The 15,658-nt window shown below is 69.7% G+C and carries 14 protein-coding genes and 1 tRNA gene; 9 read left to right on the top strand and 6 right to left on the bottom strand.

Annotated elements, in window-relative coordinates; all coding sequences use genetic code 11:
• The first annotated feature begins 138 nt into the window (after positions 1–138).
• Both Q9R33_RS05775 and Q9R33_RS05770 read left to right on the top strand, forming a co-directional pair.
• The gene (locus tag Q9R33_RS05775) at positions 139–1,002 is read left to right on the top strand and encodes a LuxR C-terminal-related transcriptional regulator (RefSeq protein WP_311293263.1); all 864 of its coding nucleotides are present in this window, start codon (positions 139–141) and stop codon (positions 1,000–1,002) included.
• A 173-nt stretch (positions 1,003–1,175) separates the two neighbouring features.
• Entirely contained in the window at positions 1,176–1,529 is a 354-nt protein-coding gene (locus Q9R33_RS05770; RefSeq protein ID WP_056369705.1) for an Lsr2 family protein, read from the top strand.
• 45 nt (positions 1,530–1,574) lie between these two features.
• On the opposite strand, the gene pntB is transcribed toward Q9R33_RS05770, so the two are convergent.
• Together pntB and Q9R33_RS05760 are read right to left on the bottom strand one after the other, a co-directional pair.
• Positions 1,575–2,990, bottom strand: a complete 1,416-nt coding sequence (pntB, locus tag Q9R33_RS05765; protein ID WP_056369703.1) for a Re/Si-specific NAD(P)(+) transhydrogenase subunit beta — start codon at positions 2,988–2,990, stop codon at positions 1,575–1,577.
• Positions 2,987–4,534, bottom strand: a complete 1,548-nt coding sequence (locus Q9R33_RS05760; RefSeq protein WP_311293125.1) for a Re/Si-specific NAD(P)(+) transhydrogenase subunit alpha — start codon at positions 4,532–4,534, stop codon at positions 2,987–2,989. The genes pntB and Q9R33_RS05760 overlap by 4 nt, the downstream gene beginning before the upstream one ends.
• A gap of 286 nt (positions 4,535–4,820) precedes the next feature.
• On the opposite strand from Q9R33_RS05760, the gene Q9R33_RS05755 reads away from it, so the two are divergent.
• The 6 genes from Q9R33_RS05755 to Q9R33_RS05730 all read left to right on the top strand — a co-directional run bounded on the left by Q9R33_RS05755 (position 4,821) and on the right by Q9R33_RS05730 (position 10,583).
• Positions 4,821–5,813, top strand: a complete 993-nt coding sequence (locus Q9R33_RS05755) for a phosphodiester glycosidase family protein (protein ID WP_311293124.1) — start codon at positions 4,821–4,823, stop codon at positions 5,811–5,813.
• A gap of 4 nt (positions 5,814–5,817) precedes the next feature.
• Positions 5,818–6,972 carry a bifunctional glycosyltransferase family 2/GtrA family protein gene (locus tag Q9R33_RS05750; RefSeq protein WP_311293123.1) on the top strand — a complete coding sequence of 385 codons (1,155 nt, stop codon included), beginning with the start codon at positions 5,818–5,820 and terminating at the stop codon, positions 6,970–6,972.
• Positions 6,969–7,589: a DUF4956 domain-containing protein gene (locus Q9R33_RS05745; RefSeq protein WP_311293122.1), complete on the top strand. Its 621-nt coding sequence runs from the start codon at positions 6,969–6,971 to the stop codon at positions 7,587–7,589. The genes Q9R33_RS05750 and Q9R33_RS05745 overlap by 4 nt, the downstream gene beginning before the upstream one ends.
• The gene (locus Q9R33_RS05740; protein ID WP_311293121.1) at positions 7,586–8,443 is read left to right on the top strand and encodes a polyphosphate polymerase domain-containing protein; all 858 of its coding nucleotides are present in this window, start codon (positions 7,586–7,588) and stop codon (positions 8,441–8,443) included. The genes Q9R33_RS05745 and Q9R33_RS05740 overlap by 4 nt, the downstream gene beginning before the upstream one ends.
• Positions 8,395–10,149 (top strand): carbohydrate-binding domain-containing protein, encoded by a 1,755-nt coding sequence (locus tag Q9R33_RS05735; protein WP_311293120.1) that lies wholly within the window; start codon positions 8,395–8,397, stop codon positions 10,147–10,149. Before Q9R33_RS05740 ends, Q9R33_RS05735 begins: the two co-directional genes overlap by 49 nt.
• Before the next feature lie 152 nt (positions 10,150–10,301).
• The gene (locus tag Q9R33_RS05730; RefSeq protein WP_056369693.1) at positions 10,302–10,583 is read left to right on the top strand and encodes a hypothetical protein; all 282 of its coding nucleotides are present in this window, start codon (positions 10,302–10,304) and stop codon (positions 10,581–10,583) included.
• Positions 10,584–10,651: 68 nt separating this feature from the next.
• Here the strand turns inward: Q9R33_RS05730 and Q9R33_RS05725 are convergent, their stop codons facing one another.
• The 3 genes from Q9R33_RS05725 to Q9R33_RS05715 are packed head-to-tail and all read right to left on the bottom strand — an operon-like array spanning position 10,652 to position 13,733.
• Positions 10,652–11,695 (bottom strand): glutathione synthetase, encoded by a 1,044-nt coding sequence (locus Q9R33_RS05725; RefSeq protein ID WP_056369691.1) that lies wholly within the window; start codon positions 11,693–11,695, stop codon positions 10,652–10,654.
• A gap of 23 nt (positions 11,696–11,718) precedes the next feature.
• Positions 11,719–12,933, bottom strand: coding sequence for a tyrosine/phenylalanine carboxypeptidase domain-containing protein (locus tag Q9R33_RS05720; RefSeq protein ID WP_311293119.1), 1,215 nt, complete (start codon positions 12,931–12,933; stop codon positions 11,719–11,721).
• Complete coding sequence (locus tag Q9R33_RS05715; protein ID WP_310245681.1) at positions 12,930–13,733, bottom strand: N-formylglutamate amidohydrolase; 804 nt, start codon at positions 13,731–13,733, stop codon at positions 12,930–12,932. The genes Q9R33_RS05720 and Q9R33_RS05715 overlap by 4 nt, the downstream gene beginning before the upstream one ends.
• A 135-nt stretch (positions 13,734–13,868) precedes the next feature.
• Between Q9R33_RS05715 and Q9R33_RS05710 the strand changes: the two genes are divergently transcribed.
• Positions 13,869–13,940: transfer RNA gene (locus tag Q9R33_RS05710), tRNA-Arg, on the top strand.
• A gap of 209 nt (positions 13,941–14,149) precedes the next feature.
• Here the strand turns inward: Q9R33_RS05710 and Q9R33_RS05705 are convergent.
• On the bottom strand, positions 14,150–15,280 hold the full coding sequence (locus tag Q9R33_RS05705) for a tyrosine-type recombinase/integrase (RefSeq protein WP_311293118.1): 1,131 nt from the start codon (positions 15,278–15,280) through the stop codon (positions 14,150–14,152).
• Between the last annotated feature and the right edge of the window lie 378 nt (positions 15,281–15,658).

Below are 15,658 nucleotides of genomic sequence, written 5' to 3'. Positions count from 1 at the left end.
GGGGCGATCGCCCTGACTGGTAAAGTCGACGCTACGAAAGAGGCGGCGAGGACGCCGTCACGCCGGAAGCAGGTAGCCGTGGGCGCGTCTGTCCCGCATCGCGCACCGACCCCCGAGCGCACAGGCGCGGGGGTCCGCATCGTCGTGGACGCGCTCGACGGGGACCCCGGCGACGCACAGGCGCTCGATCACGCGGTGGCCGAACTCGTCCGTCGCACTCGCTTCCCGGTCGCCTTCGGCGGACTCGCGCTCGGCGACGCGATCCACGTCACGTCCATCCACGGTGCCCGCACCCGCAACCTCCAGGGGCTCGTCGTGGAGGCCTCCCGTGGTCTCGGTGGGCGGGCGCTCGTCGAGAAGCGACCGCGGCTTGCGCTGGACTACGGCTCGTCACGCAGCATCACGCACGACTACGACCGCGCCGTCCTCGGTGAGGGCATCGCGACGCTGTTCGCCGTCCCCGTCATGGTGGGCGGGCGCGCGCGCGGCGTCATCTACTGCGGATCGTGGGCCGAATCCCCCGTCGGAGACGTCGTCGCCCGCCCGGCCTTCGCGGTCGCGGAGGAGCTGTCGAGCGAGCTGCGCATCCGCGAAGAGGTGCAACGGCGACTGACCCTCTCTCCCACGCGCACCGCGCCGGCCGCCATGCCTGCGACCACGCGCGAGGAGTTGCGCGAGACGTACGCCGAGCTGCGAAGCATCGCGGCGATCATCGACGACCCCGCGCTGCGTGCGCGCCTGGACCGCCTCGAGCAGCGATTGGCCGCGCTCTCGCACGACGCATCGGAGCCGTCGGTCGACCTCGACGTCCGGCTGTCGCCGCGCGAGGTCGACGTGCTCGCGTGCGCTGCTCTCGGCTCGACGAATGCCGAGATCGCGGCGACCCTCGACCTCAAAGAAGGCACGGTCAAGTCGTATCTGCAGTCCGCGATGGCGAAGCTGGATGCCTCGACCCGGCACGCCGCGGTCGTCACCGCGCGTCGCGCCGGCATCCTTCCCTGACTCCGCCGCCGGACGCTGCGGGCAGGGGACCCGCCGTATCGCCTCCCGCGACCATTTCCGGACAGTGGCGTCCGAATTCTCGCGATTCCGAATTCTCCTCGTGGGATGACGGTTATCCACCGCCAGGGAATTCATCAATAGGCTACGGCGACAATTCAGCGTATTGTTCCCTCATGGCCCGCAGAATCGTTCACCAGCTCGTCGACGACATCGACGGAACCCTTTTGGAAGCCGGCGAAGGCGAGACCGTGCTGTTCTCGCTCGACGGCGTCGCATACGAGATCGACCTCACCGACGAGAATGCCGCCGCACTGCGCGGCGCTCTCGAGCGCTACACGAAGGCAGCCCGCGCCGTCTCGTCCGCCCGCGCGACCTCGAGCGCCGCCGCTGCCGGCCGCAAGCGTCGCCGCAGCGGACAGCAGGACTACAGCGGCGTCCGCGAATGGGCGAAGCAGAACGGCTATCAGGTGTCCGAGCGGGGCCGGGTTCCGGCATCCGTCCTCGAAGCCTACGAGGCGGCGCACTGACGCACGCCGCCTCGCGGCCCTTCATCGACGATTCTCTTCCCGCTCTCACGAGCGTGAGAGCTGGAAGAGAATCTCGTCGACTTTCTCTTTGGCGTCGCCGAAGAGCATCTGCGCGTTGTCGCGGTAGAACAGCGGATTCTGCACGCCCGCGTACCCGGATGCCATCGAGCGCTTGAACACGATGACGTTGCCGGCCTCCCACACACGCAGCACCGGCATTCCGGCGATCGGGCTGGACGGATCCTCCGCGGCGGCGGGATTGACGGTGTCGTTCGCGCCGATCACCAGCACGACGTCGACGCCCGACAGGTCGTCGTTGATCTCGTCCATCTCGAGCACGATGTCGTAGGGCACCTTCGCCTCGGCGAGGAGCACGTTCATGTGGCCGGGAAGGCGTCCCGCGACGGGATGGATGCCGAACCGCACGTCGACCCCGCGCTCGCGCAGCTTCTGCACGAGGTCGGCGACGCCGTGCTGGGCCTGCGCGACGGCCATCCCGTAGCCGGGCGTGATCACGACGGTGGAGGCGCCGGCGAGCAGGTCGGCGGCGGCCTCGGCGTCGATCTCGCGATGTTCGCCGTACTCCTCGTCGCCGCCCTTCGGCGCCTCGATGCCGAAGCCGCCGGCGATCACCGACAAGAACGACCGGTTCATCGCCTTGCACATGATGTAACTCAGGTACGCACCCGACGAGCCGACGAGCGCACCGGTGACGATGAGCAGGTCGTTGTTCAGCAGGAAGCCCGCCGCGGCGGCCGCCCACCCCGAGTAGCTGTTGAGCATCGACACGACGACAGGCATGTCACCGCCGCCGATCGAGGCGACCAGGTGCCAGCCGAGGGCCAGAGCGAGCAGGGTCACCGCGATCAGGAGCCACAACTCCGGCGTGATGACGTACCAGACCGTGAGGACGAGGAACGCGGCGAGCGCGCCGATGTTGAGGGCGTTCTTGCCCGGCAGCATGAGCGGCTTGGACGAGATGCGCGCCGACAGCTTGAGGAACGCGACGATCGACCCGGTGAAGGTCACACCGCCGATGAAGACCCCGATGAAGACCTCGGCGTGGTGGATGTCGGCGAGCGCCCCGGTGAGTCCGGTGTCATACAGGGCGCCGTTCCAGCCGACCAGCACCGCGGCGAGGCCGACGAAGGAGTGCAGCAGCGCGATGAGCTCCGGCATCCCGGTCATCTGGACGATCCGCGCGCGCCAGAGCCCGATCGCGGCGCCGACGAGCACGGCGACGACGAGCAGCGTCAACCCGAGCGCACCCGACGACTCGCCCCAGGCGCCCGCCGCCACCAGGACGACCGTCGCGATGAGCGCGATCGCCATGCCGACGATCCCGAACACGACCCCACGACGGCTGGTCTCGTGCTTGCTGAGCCCCGCGAGACTCAGGATGAACAGCAGCGCCGCGACGATGTACGCGGCGCCTGCGACCTGGCCGGCGACCGCGATCATCGCGTTTCACCCTTCTGGAACATCGCGAGCATGCGCCGCGTCACGGCGAAGCCGCCGAAGATGTTGATGGACGCGAGCAGCACCGCGACCGCGGAGAGGATCTGCACGGTGAGGTCGGGAACCGTGATCTGCACCATGGCGCCGACCACGATGATGCCCGAGATCGCGTTCGTGACACTCATCAGCGGCGTGTGCAGCGCGTGCGCGACGTGGCCGATGACGTAGAAGCCGACGACGATCGCGAGCGTCAGCACCAGGAAGTGCTGCGGCAGCGGCGGCGGCGCGAACGCGCAGATCGCGAACAGGGCGGCGATCCCGGCGACGATGAGGCCGGTGCGGGCGCCCGCCGACATGGTCTTCTTCGGGGTGACCACCGCCGGGGCGGCGGCCGCTGCCTTCGCCGGCGCGGCCGACACCTGCACGGGCGGCGGCGGCCACGTGACCGCGCCGTCCTGCACGACGGTGACCGTGCGCTGCACGACGTCGTCGAAGTCCAGGGTGAGCTCACCGTCCTTGCCCGGGGTGAGGAGCTTCAGCAGATTGACGAGGTTGGTCGCGAACAGCTGCGACGCCTGCTGGGGAAGCCGACCGGGCAGGTCGGTGTAGCCGAGGATCACGACGCCGTTCTCGGTCACGACCTTCTCGCCGGCGACCGAGCCCTCGACGTTGCCGCCCTGCCCCGCCGCCATGTCGACGATGACGCTGCCCGCGCGCATCGAGGCCACGTCCGCCGCCGTGATCAGCCGGGGCGCCGGGCGCCCGGGAATGAGCGCGGTCGTGATGATGATGTCGACGTCGGCCGCCTGCTCCGAGTAGATCTCGGCCGCGCGTTTGTCGTACGCCTCGCTGGTCGCCTTCGCGTACCCGTCGGACGAGACCTGCTTCGCCTCCTCCGGCACGACGACCTCGAGGTACTCGCCACCGATCGACGCGACCTGGTCGGCCACCTCCGGCCGCGGGTCGGTGGCCCGCACGATCGCACCGAGGCTGGAGGCCGCACCGATCGCCGCAAGCCCCGCCACGCCCGCGCCCGCGACCAGCACCTTCGCCGGCGGCACCTTGCCCGCCGCCGTCACCTGCCCCGTGAAGAACCGCCCGAACTCGTGCGCGGCCTCCACCACCGCGCGGTAGCCGGCGATGTTCGCCATCGAGCTCAGCACATCCATCGACTGCGCGCGAGAGATGCGCGGCACCGCGTCCAGTGCGATCGCGGTGATCCCCCGCGTCGCGAGCGACTCGACGAGATCCGGCCGCAGCGCCGGACTCAGCGTCGCGACGATCGTCGCCCCGTCGGCGAGCCGATCGATCTCGCCAGGCATCGGCGCGTTGACCTTCAGCACCACCGGCGCCGACCACGCCGTGGCACCGTCGACGACAGCCGCACCGGCCTTCACGAACGCGGCGTCCGGGAACGACGAGGCGGACCCGGCCCCGGCTTCGACGACGACGTCGTAGCCCAGGGCGATGAGTTTCGGGACGGTGGTCGGAGTCGCGGCAACCCGGGTCTCTCCGGGCGCCTCGGCGACGATGCCAATGCGGGTCATGCGTTCCTCTGGGTCGGGTGCGACAGCGTCGGCTGCGGCGACGGGGAGGTCCGCGAGACCCTCTTCGGTGCTCGCGGCGACGCCTCCACCATGTCAGACCGCGATGCAGATACGCCGTGCATTGCGCCCCGACACGATGACAAGAATCACAGAATTTGCTCACCGCGCACCACTTTCCCCCTTCTTGTGTCGCGCGCTCCGATCTGGCCGAACGCACATGCTCGCGCCAGGCGGTTCATAGCGCACGGCGAAGGTCGTCGTAAGTCGGACTCATATCCATGGAGGCATGGACAACAAGAGCAGCCCGAACAAGGGCACCCGCAAGCGTCGGGTCCGAAACGCCGTCATCGCCTCCGGCCTCGTCGTCGCCCTGTCGGGCGGCGCAGGGGCCGTGTGGGCGACCGACCGCTTCCTCGTCGAGCACGTCGAGATCGCCGACGTGTCGGAGTACGAGGCGCAGAACTCCGCGGTCGACTCCACGGCGGAATCGACGACGGATGCCGCGGCCACCGTCACCGGCACGTCGTACGCGGACGGCGCCACATCGATCACGATCTCGACCGTCACCGAAGGTTCGGGCTCCGACACCGTGACCTACTACGTCGCCGACGTGACCCTGTCGGACGCGACCACGCTGCAGAGCGCCTTCGCGAAGGACCAGTTCGGCGAGAACATCACCGAACTCACCAGCAGCATCGCCGCCGACAACGGCGCGATCTTCGCGATCAACGGCGACTACTACGGATTCCGCGACACCGGCATCGTGATCCGCAACGGGGTGGCCTTCCGCGACGAGCCCGCCCGCGAGGGGCTCGTGTTCTACACGGACGGCCGCGTCGAGGTGTACGACGAGACGACGACGACCGCCGATGAGCTGCTGGCCGACGGCGCGTGGAACACCCTGAGCTTCGGCCCCGCGATCGTCGAGGACGGCACCGTCGTCGACGGCATCGAGACGACGGAGATCGACACGAACTTCGGCAACCATTCCATTCAGGGCGACCAGCCGCGCACGGCCGTCGGCGTCATCGACGAGAACCACCTCGTCTTCGTCGTCGTCGACGGACGCCAATCCGGGTACAGCGCCGGCGTCACCCTCACCGAGCTCGCCGACATCATGATCGACCTCGGCGCCACCACCGCGTACAACCTCGACGGCGGCGGCTCGTCGACGATGTACTTCAACGGCGAGGTGGTCAACTCACCCTCCAACGGCGGCGAGCGCGGCACGAGCGACATCCTCTACATCGCCGACGCGTCCGCGGCCGACGCGGAGTGACGCCGTGATCGTCCTCATCCCGGCCTACGAGCCGGGTTCGCGCCTCGAACCGGTCGTCGCGGGCCTGTTCGCCGCCGACCCCGACGTCGAGGTGGTCGTCGTCGACGACGGAAGCGGTGCGGCGTTCGCGCCGATCTTCGCCGGCGTCGAGGCACAGGGAGCAACGGTGCTGCACCACGACACGAACCGTGGCAAGGCGGCCGCGCTGCGTACCGGGTTCGACCACGTGATGGCCGCGCATCCTGGTGACGACGTCGTCACCGCCGATGCGGACGGGCAGCACACGGTGCACGACATCCACCGGATCTCCGTCGCCCTCCGCGCGGACGCCGCCGACGGCGCCCCGACGCTGATCCTCGGCTGCCGGGCGTTCACCGGGCGGGTTCCGCTGAGATCCCGTGCGGGTAACGCGGTGGCCCGCGGCGTGTTCCGGCTCGCTGCCGGGTGGACGCTGAGCGACACGCAGACAGGGCTGCGCGGCATCCCCTCGGAACTGCTCGCGTGGGTGCGCGACCAGCCGGGCGAGCGCTTCGCGTACGAGCAGAACGTGCTGCTGCGCTGCCGGCGCGACGGCGTCGCGACGCGCGAGGTGCCGATCGAGACGGTGTACCTCGACGGCAACGCGTCGAGTCACTTCCGCCCGATCGTCGATTCGCTGCGCATCATGCTTCCGCTGCTGCTCTTCGCGGGGTCGTCGCTGCTGGCGTTCGCCGTCGACACCGTGATGCTGCTGGTTCTCCACGCGCTCACCGGCCTGCTCGTGCCGTCCATCGTGGCGGCGCGCGTCGTGAGCGCATCCGTGAACTTCGCCGTCAACCGACGCGTGGTCTTCCGCGCCGGTTCGACCGGCTCGCTCTCCGAACGGGGACGGATGCTGCGGCAGGCCGCCCGCTACGCCGTGCTGGCCATCGCGCTCCTGGCGTCGAACATCGTGTGGCTCGATGCGCTCACGCGCTACGGGGTGCCCCTCATCGTGGCCAAGGTCGCGACCGAGGCGGTGCTGTTCGTGACGAGCTACGGCGTGCAGCGCACCTTCGTGTTCGGCACTCAGCAGCCCCGTGCCGAACTCGTAAGCCGGTCTGATGCCCGCCATAGGAACCCCATAGCGGCCGCGGCTCGAATGGATCAGAGCGAACACCCCATCGGGAGGAACCCATGACCACCAGCGCGCTGATCCTGATCGGCATCGACCTGGCTGCCGCCCTCGTGCTGAGCCTCGGCCTGTACTACCGCCGGCACCACCGCCGCGACCTCGTGGTCGCCTTCCTGGGTGTGAACGTCGGGGTGATGGTCGTCGCCGCAGTCCTCGGCACCGCAGAGGTCGCGCTGGGACTCGGGCTCGGCCTGTTCGGCGTGCTGTCGATCATCCGGCTGCGCTCGTCCGAGATCTCGCAGCGCGAGGTGGCGTACTACTTCGCTGCGCTCGCGATCGGTCTCGTCACCGGACTCCCCCAGACCGACCCGTGGCCGGTCGCGGCGCTCGTCGCCCTGATCCTCGCGGTGCTGTGGGGGGCCGACCACCCGCTGCTGCTCTCGCGCGCGCGCCACCAGGTCGTCCGCCTCGACCGCGCCGTCGCCGACGAGCGCGAGCTGCGCGCCGAACTCGAAGAGCGCCTCGGCGGCACAGTCGCCTCGACCACCGTCCAGGAGCTCGACCTCGTGAACGACACGACGCTGGTCGACGTCCGCTACCGGGTCCCGCGGGCAGCCACGCGACCCACCACGAGCCGGACCACCGCGTCGAGCGCGCCCGCGATGCAGGGGGCGGCGCGATGACCGCCTTCGACCGCTTCGACCCGGTCTCACTCGACGCGCTCGTGGCCGAGGCATCCCTCCTCACTCGCGTCGACAGGAAGTACGTCGTGCCGCGCGCGGGCCTCGACCCGGTGCTCGCCGCACTCGACCCCGGCACTCGCGTGCTCGAGATCGACGGCGCGCGCGACTTCGCCTACGAGTCCGTGTACTTCGACACCCCCGACCTGCTGAGCTTCCGCATGGCCGCGCAGCCCCGGCGACGACGCTTCAAGCTGCGCACGCGCAGCTACCTCGATACGGGCACGTCGTACCTCGAGATCAAGACGCGCGGGGCGCGCGGCACGACCGTCAAAGACCGCGACGAGTACGACCCAAGGCACCGCGACCGGCTCACCGACGACGCCCGCGACGATGTGGCGAACGCGCTCGCGACCATCGGGGTCGCCTCCGACCGGGCCGATGAACTCGACGCGACGCTGCTGACCCGGTACCGGCGGGCCACCTTGCTCGCCGCTGACAGCACCGGCCGCGCCACCGTCGACATCGCGCTCGAGTGGATCGAGCCCGACGGAGGGGGCTTCGCCCTTCCGGGGCTCACCATCGTCGAGACGAAGTCGGGCGCCCGGCCGTCCGACGTCGACCGTGCGCTGTGGCGGGCCGGCCATCGGCCCGCGACGGTGAGCAAGTACGCCACCGGGCTCGCGGCGCTTCACCCCGCCCTCCCCCGCAACCGGTGGGCGCGGCTGCTGCGCGGCCCGTTCGATTCCTCGCAGCGCGCCGCGCCCACGACCCACCCGACCATCGCCACCCCCAAGGAGGACGCATCATGCGCCGACACCCCCACCACCGCCCTCTCGAGCGCCGTAGCCGCCTGATCCTCGCGGCCGCGCCTCTGGCCGTCGCCGCGCTGGTGCTCGCCGGGTGCGCGACGCAGACCGCCGCATCGACGAACACCGCGACCACCGACGACACGACCACCGAGACCGCGGCCGTCGTCGACTCCGACCTCAGCGCGGCGGCCGTGCTCGCCGCGAACGCCGATATCACGGTCGTGAAGGACGACGAGTGGAGCGAGACGGATGCTGCGGACATCACGCTCTCGGGCAGCACCGCGTCGAGCGACTCCGACGCCGTGACCGTCGACGGCTCCACGGTCACCATCACGGAGGCGGGTGTGTTCCGGCTCTCCGGGTCGCTCGACGGCCAGGTGGTGGTCGCCGCACCCGAGGATGCGCAGGTCGTGCTGATCCTCGACGACGCCGAGATCGCAGCATCCGACTCCCCCGCCATCACCGTGACGAGTGCGGACGACGTCGCCATCTCGCTGGCGGCCGGGAGCGACAACAGTGTCTCGGACGCGTCGTCGTACGCCGATGGCGCGGACGCGAACGCCGCGATCTACGCCGACACCGACCTGACGATCTCGGGCACCGGCGCGCTCTCGGTCTCGGGCAACGGGAACGACGGCATCACGAGCACCGACGACCTGGTGATCCTGTCGGGCGAGATCGCCGTCGACGCGGCTGACGACGCGCTGCGCGGCAAGGGCTCGCTCACCGTCGAAGGCGGCACGCTCGAACTCACCGCCGGCGGCGACGCCCTCAAGAGCGACCAGGCCGACGACGCCACGCAGGGCTTCGTGGCGATCACCGGCGGCACGGTGACGGCGACGAGCGGTGACGACGGCATCGCCGCGGCGACGGATGCCGTCGTCACGGGCGGCACCGTATCGCTGGCCGCGGGCTCGAGCGCCTCGGCCTCGGACGACTCCCCCAAGGGCGTGACCGCGGGCGTCGTCGTCGCGATCGACGGCGGCGACATCGCGATCGAGGCGGCGGACGACGCCGTCCACTCCGACGGTTCGGTCGGCATCGGCGGCGGCACCGTCACCGTCTCTGCGGGCGACGACGGCATCCACGCCGAACAGCGCCTCGAGATCCGTGACGGCGTCGTGACGATCACGGAGTCGTACGAAGGCCTCGAGGCGACGGATGTCGCGATCTCGGGCGGCACGGTCGACATCACGTCGAGCGACGACGGCGTGAACGCAGCCGGCGGGACCGCCTCCGACACGCAGGGCGGCGGCATGGGCGGCGGAGGCGAGCAGGACACCGGCGAGACCGTCACGATCTCCGGCGGCAGCGTGCGCGTGACCGCGGTCGGCGACGGCCTCGACTCCAACGGAACGATCTCGATCACCGGTGGCACCACGGTCGTCAGCGGTCCGAGCTCGGCCGGCGGCCAGGGCGCGCTCGACTCCAACGGCGCGACCACGATCGACGGCGGCGAGGTGTTCGTCGCAGGGTCCGTCCTGGTGGCGCCGACGGGTTCGCAGCAGTGGGTCGCCGCGACCGCCAGCGGTTCGGCCGGCGACACCGTCACGGTGACGGATGCCTCGGGCACCGTGATCGCGAGCTTCGAGGCCGACCAGAGCTTCGGCGCCGTGTTCTACAGCGGGCCGGGGGTCGCCGACGGCGGGTCGTTCACGATCGCGGTGAACGGCGTGACGGCTGCGACGGTGTCGGAAGGGGTCAACGTGTCAGGTGGAGGCATGGGCGGTGGCGGCGGTCGCCGTCCCTGATCCTCGGCTCGGTCGCCGCACGCTCCTGTTGCGGGCGGCGACCGAACGTGGGAAGTCCCTCCGAATGCGGGCCGCACGGCGCGTAGAGGTTGCATCCCGCCGTCGATCTCGGAATCGTGGCCGGTCCGGAACCGCAAACGGAAAGGAAAAGCATGCTTACGCTGACCCAGACCGCCGCCGAGGCCGTCGAAGAACTCGTCGCCCGGGTGCCCCTTGCTGAAGAGGGCGGTGTGCGAATCCGCGACACCGGAGGCTCGGAAGGATTCGAGCTGAGTGTCGCTCCTGCCCCGGCGCCCGCCGACACGGTCGTCACCGAAGGAGGCGCCCGCGTCTTCCTCGACGAGAGGGCTGCGGCCGCCCTCGACGACCGGGTGCTGGACGCCGAGCTGTCGAACGACGGCGCGGTTCGCTTCGCCCTCGGGACCCAGGGCTGATCGCAGCGCTTCGGGCCCCGGCATCCGTCATCGGATGCCGGGGCCCTCGTCGTCTACGCTTCCGACCGTCACGCGGTCGCGAGCTGGACGTTGGGGAATTCGCTGCCGTAGTGCGCCCGCATCCCCGTCTTGCGCTCGAGGTCGTCGATGACGGCCGCGGCGAAGTCGATGCCGTACAGCGCGGCACACGACCCGAGGCCGCCGGGCGAGAACACGTTGACCTCCATCAGCTTGTCGCCCGCGATGTCCAGCCCGACGAGGAACATGCCGTCGGACAGGAGCTTCGGGCGGACGGCATCCACCAGCTGCAGCATCTCCTCGGTCACCTTCACGGCCTCGGCCTTGCCGCCGACCGACATGTTCGAGCGCACATCCTTCTCCCCCGGCCGCCGGCGGAATGCGGCGTGCACACCATCGATCTCGAGTGCTCGGCCGTTCATGACGAACATCCGCACGTCGCCGTTCTTGGCGGCGGGAAGGTACTCCTGAGCCACCACATAGCCGTCACGGGCGATCGCCTCGACGATCTGGGCGATGTTCCGCTCCCGCTTCAGATCGACCAGGAACACCCCCGAACCGCCCGAGCCCTGCAGGGGCTTGAGCACCGCACGGCCCCCGAGCTCGTCGATGAACTCGCGGACCCTGTCCTCGTCGCGGGTGATCAGTGTGCGCGGACGCACCACCTCGGGGAAGTGCTGGAAGTACGCCTTCGACATGGCGTCCGCCAGGGAGCGGGGGTCGTTGACGACGAGGACGCCGGTCTCGGCGACCATCCGCCCGAACGCCAGTTCGGCCGTGCTCGCCCACGCCGAGTCTGCGGCTTCGGCCGCCGGGTCGGCGCGGAGCATGAGCACATCGAAGCCGTCGAGCTCGGTGCGCGCCCGGGTCGCGGACTGCACGTCCTCGAGATAGCGCTCGAGGGACCGGTACCGCTTGCCCGCGGTCGAGGTCGCAGTGATCGCCGAGAGCGATCCGTCGGGTTCGTAGCCGAAGTCCCGAAGACCCATGAGGTGCACGTCGTGCCCTCGCGCGGCAGCACTCATGGCGAGGCGGGTCGTCGAGTAGATGGGCTGTTCCGTGGCGATGTCGTTTACGACGAAACCGATTCTCATCGGGACTCCTCAAGCTTGGATTGCTAGGCGTTGACCAGCGACACCAGGTCGCTGGTGCGGGCGGCATGGTGGATCCTGTCGGCGGACTCCGCCTCCGACAGGTAGCGCGGGATGAGGCGCGCCGGTGCGAGGAGCCCGCGGTCCGCGAGGTCCTGCACGAGGGGCAGGTCCTCGAGCGAGAACTTGCCGAGGAAGAGGAGGTCGAGCGCCCCGCCGTGCGCCACGTGCTCCAGCAGCGCCAGCAGCCCGCGCAGATAGATGGCGTCCTTGGTGAATCCGCCGGCGCGGTACACCCGCATGGCGACGCTGTAGGCGCTGCTCGCAGGCAGGCCGTGGCCGGTGAGCAGACGGTGCGTCTCGACGAAGCTCGCGCCGCCCACCAACGCGTGCACGGCCACCACCCGCGCCGCGAGCTGACGCAGCCGAGAAGCCGTGAGCCCGCCGCACGCGATCTCTGCGAGCACCGCGAGGCCCTCCTGCGTCTCGTCGTAGTGAGCGAGCCCGGCGCCGAGCATGCGGATGGGCTGCGCCAGGCCGTTGACCTGTGTCACGAGGTGCGTGCCCACTTCGTGCTGCAGCAGGGCGTTGACGCGCGGACCGGCCACCGCGGCGTTGCGCGAGATCAGGAGCGTGTCGCCCTCGACCAGCACACCCGAGACGTCGTCGCGGATTTCGGCGTGCAGCTCCGCATCGGGGTCGATCGACCGGTAGCGGGCGATCTCGGCCTTCGCAGCCGCGAGGAACGTCTCCGCGCCCACGGATTCCTGTTCGAGTTTCCCGTACGGGAGCCGACTGAGCAGATCGTCGGCGATGTCCACGAGCGCCGGCAGCACCGGCCCGTACTGCGCGATCGACAGCTGCAGGAAGTCGGGTGTGTTCCGCGCGCGCAGCATCTCCACCCGCAGCGTCATCTCGCGCTGCCGGTTGCGCAGCAGCGCCGCAAGCGTGGTGTCGCTGACGGCGTCGAGCGGCAGTGCAGCCACCTGGGCATCGAGCACCGCGGGGTCGACATCCAGGGCGCGATACTCGAACACGGGGTCGACCTCGGGGTCGGCAAGGAACTGCGCACGGACGTCGTCCGCGTTCACCGGTGTCATCTCGAGCAGGAATCGCACCGTCCCGGCGAGCGACGCCATCGCATGGTCCGCGGCGAGGTCGGCGGCCGAGAACGCGCCCTTCTCGATGACGTCGGTCTCGGGTCCGCCGGCGCCGGGGGCATTCGCCGGGTCCGTCGTCACGGTGTCGCCACCTCGACGAGCGCTTCCTGAAGCGCAGGGATCGTCGACGCCACGGCGCGTGCGAGCTCGTCGAGGCGAGCGTGATCCGCCTCGCCGGTCCACTCGTCCATGAACGTCTTCTTGAACTCCAGCGCGAGCACGGCAGCCCTGCCGGGATAGCGCGCGTGAGTCCAGGCGGCGAGCTGCTGCCCGCGGAAGCGGATGTTCTCGCGCACATCGAGCGGCCCCGCGGACGTTCCAGCCTGCGTGAGCGACTCGATGAAGGCGTCCGCGACGGATCCGAAGCGGCCCCGGTCGAGGGACCCCGTACCGACGTTCACCTCGGGGTTCTCGGCCCATGGGGCCTCGGGCGCCTCCGCCCCGTCGCGGCGGTGGTTGTAGGAGTGGATGTCGAACACCACGAACGGGCCGCGCTCGGCGACCACGTCCAGTCGCCGGCCGAGCTCCGCGTAGAACCCGTCGTACACCTCGAGAGATCCCCCGACGATGGCCGGTTCAAGCGGTGGATCGCGGACGACCTCCAGCCCCCACGCCTCCTCCGCCGACCGGTAGACGGCCTTCTCGCGCGAGCGGTTCAGGTCGACCTCGAAGCGCGACCGATGCACCACGACGCGGGCCGGCACGAGTGCGCCGATCACGTCGGTGTGGGGGTCTTCCTCCCGCAGCCGATCCTCGTCGGGCAGGACCAGCTCGGCCGCGACCTCCGGCCGGACGTCGTGCCCGTTGTGGATCGCCGTGGCGATGAACTGCCCGCTCCAGTCGCCCAGGAATTCGAACGCGGAGCGCTCCGTAGTGACCATCACCCCATTGTTTTCCCGGGCGGAGACGGGCCTCAAGGGCTTGACAGGGTCCGCGAGCCCCCGTATCCCGCGCGCCATCGGAGTCGTGGCAGGTAGACGTCACAGCCCTCGTGGCTGGGTAGACTCGTCGGGCCAGCCTCTGTAGCTCAATGGAAGAGCAGTTCCGTCCTAAGGAAACGGTTGGGGGTTCGAGTCCCTCCAGGGGCACAGTCTCTTTTTGCCTCTGACCAGGCATTTCTTCTGTGGTCAGACCACTCAGAATGCGTTTTTGCCCGCTTTTTGCCCGCATTCTGAAAATTCGGTGAGCCGAAAATGAGCGCCTTCAACGGGCTGCTCGCGACGTCTGAGAGCGCCGAAATCGAGCGTTTCGGGTGAAATCTGCCTCGTCGAAAAACTGAGCAATCTGCTCTCCGCCGTCACTGCGGTCGGGCGTAGCGGGTCTGCGGACCCGAGGGCAGCGCCACGAGCGGCATCTGGTCGTTCAGTCGCGTCGCCACGGCATCCAGATCGTCGTCGAAGAGATCGGCGTAGGTGTCCAGCGTCATCGCCGCCGACGCGTGGCCGAGCATCCGCTGGACTGCCTTCACGTTCGCGCCCGAGCTGATCGCAAGCGACGCGGCGGTGTGGCGGAGGTCGTGCGGAGTGAGCCGCGGGATGGATGGATCGAACTCCTGCGCACGCCGCACCGCGTTCGCAAACCATCCCTTGCTGCCCGAATTGCGCATGTGATTGACGCCGTCGCCGAACAGCAGTCCCTCGGGCCCCTTGCCGGCGCACGCCTGCTCGATCATCGGCGCGAGACGCTCGGGGTAGGGCACCGAGCGCTTCTCGTGGGTCTTGGGCGTGCCGACATGGATCTCGTACGCGATCATCACCGCGTTCTCCTCGATGACGAAGCGCCGTCGGAGCCGGTTCACGCTGCGCACCCGCAGCCCTGTCACCTCGCCCCAGCGGAGTCCCGTGTAGGCGAGCGTCAGCACGAGCGTTGGATACGCGGAGCACGCCGCCAGCGTCGCGACCTGGTCGTGCGTGAGGTAGACGCGCCGTTTGCCGGGCCCGCGTCGGGGAAGACTGCGCACGTGCCGCGCCGGATTGCTCGCGAGGCGGCGATCGTCGACGGCGACGTCGAGGATGCCGGCGAGGACTCCCAGCGCGCGAAGAACCACCGTGCGCGACTTCTGCGTCGCAAGGTCCGACACCCAGTCCTGGACTTCCGAGCGCCGGATGGACCAGATCTCGCGGTCGGCCCAGACTGGCGCGACATGGTTCTTCCACGCCCGCTCGAGGGTCATGTAGTACGAGGGTTTCGACATCGGCGGCTGCTTGGATCGCAGCCAGCTGTCGGCAAACATCCGGACCGGAACCCGCGACGAGGACGGGTCGATGTACTCGCCCTTCGACTTAGACACGGTGACCATCGAGAGGTAGAGCTTCGCTTCGCGCATCGTCGTGAAGCCGCGCTTCTCCGCCTCGGTGCGATCGGGCTTGCGGTAGCGCACGCGATAGCGGCGGCCCTTCGCCGATTCGTACGGGGTGATGCTGCCCATCTCGACCTCCGCTCGCGCCGGCTCGACGGCCGGTATCGGGCCAGTGTCGAACACTAGTCGCGGCTCGTCAACGCGGCCGATCAGAGATGTGGAGAGATGGCGGAAGACGCCTTCAACTGGCGTTGGGTCGGAGGGGCGCCTCGCCCCGACGCCGACAGTGTAGCGATCGTGCGCGTCTCCGTTCTCGCCGCTCACTCCTTGCAGACTCCGCGCTCGCGCGCGCCCCCTAGCAGCCGTTTGACGACGAGCACTTCGTCCCGCTCGAGCGCTGATTTCGCTGGATGCCGGAGCAAGGCTGATCCTGGCCGGGCGCCGTTTCGTCAGACCCTACCGCGCTCGGGCCGCCCGCTTCGATCCGCATACGAGCGAGGACTCTCG

Source organism: Microbacterium sp. PRC9, assembly GCF_031844125.1.
Classification (GTDB): domain Bacteria; phylum Actinomycetota; class Actinomycetes; order Actinomycetales; family Microbacteriaceae; genus Microbacterium.
This window is presented reverse-complemented; position numbering and strand designations above follow the sequence as displayed.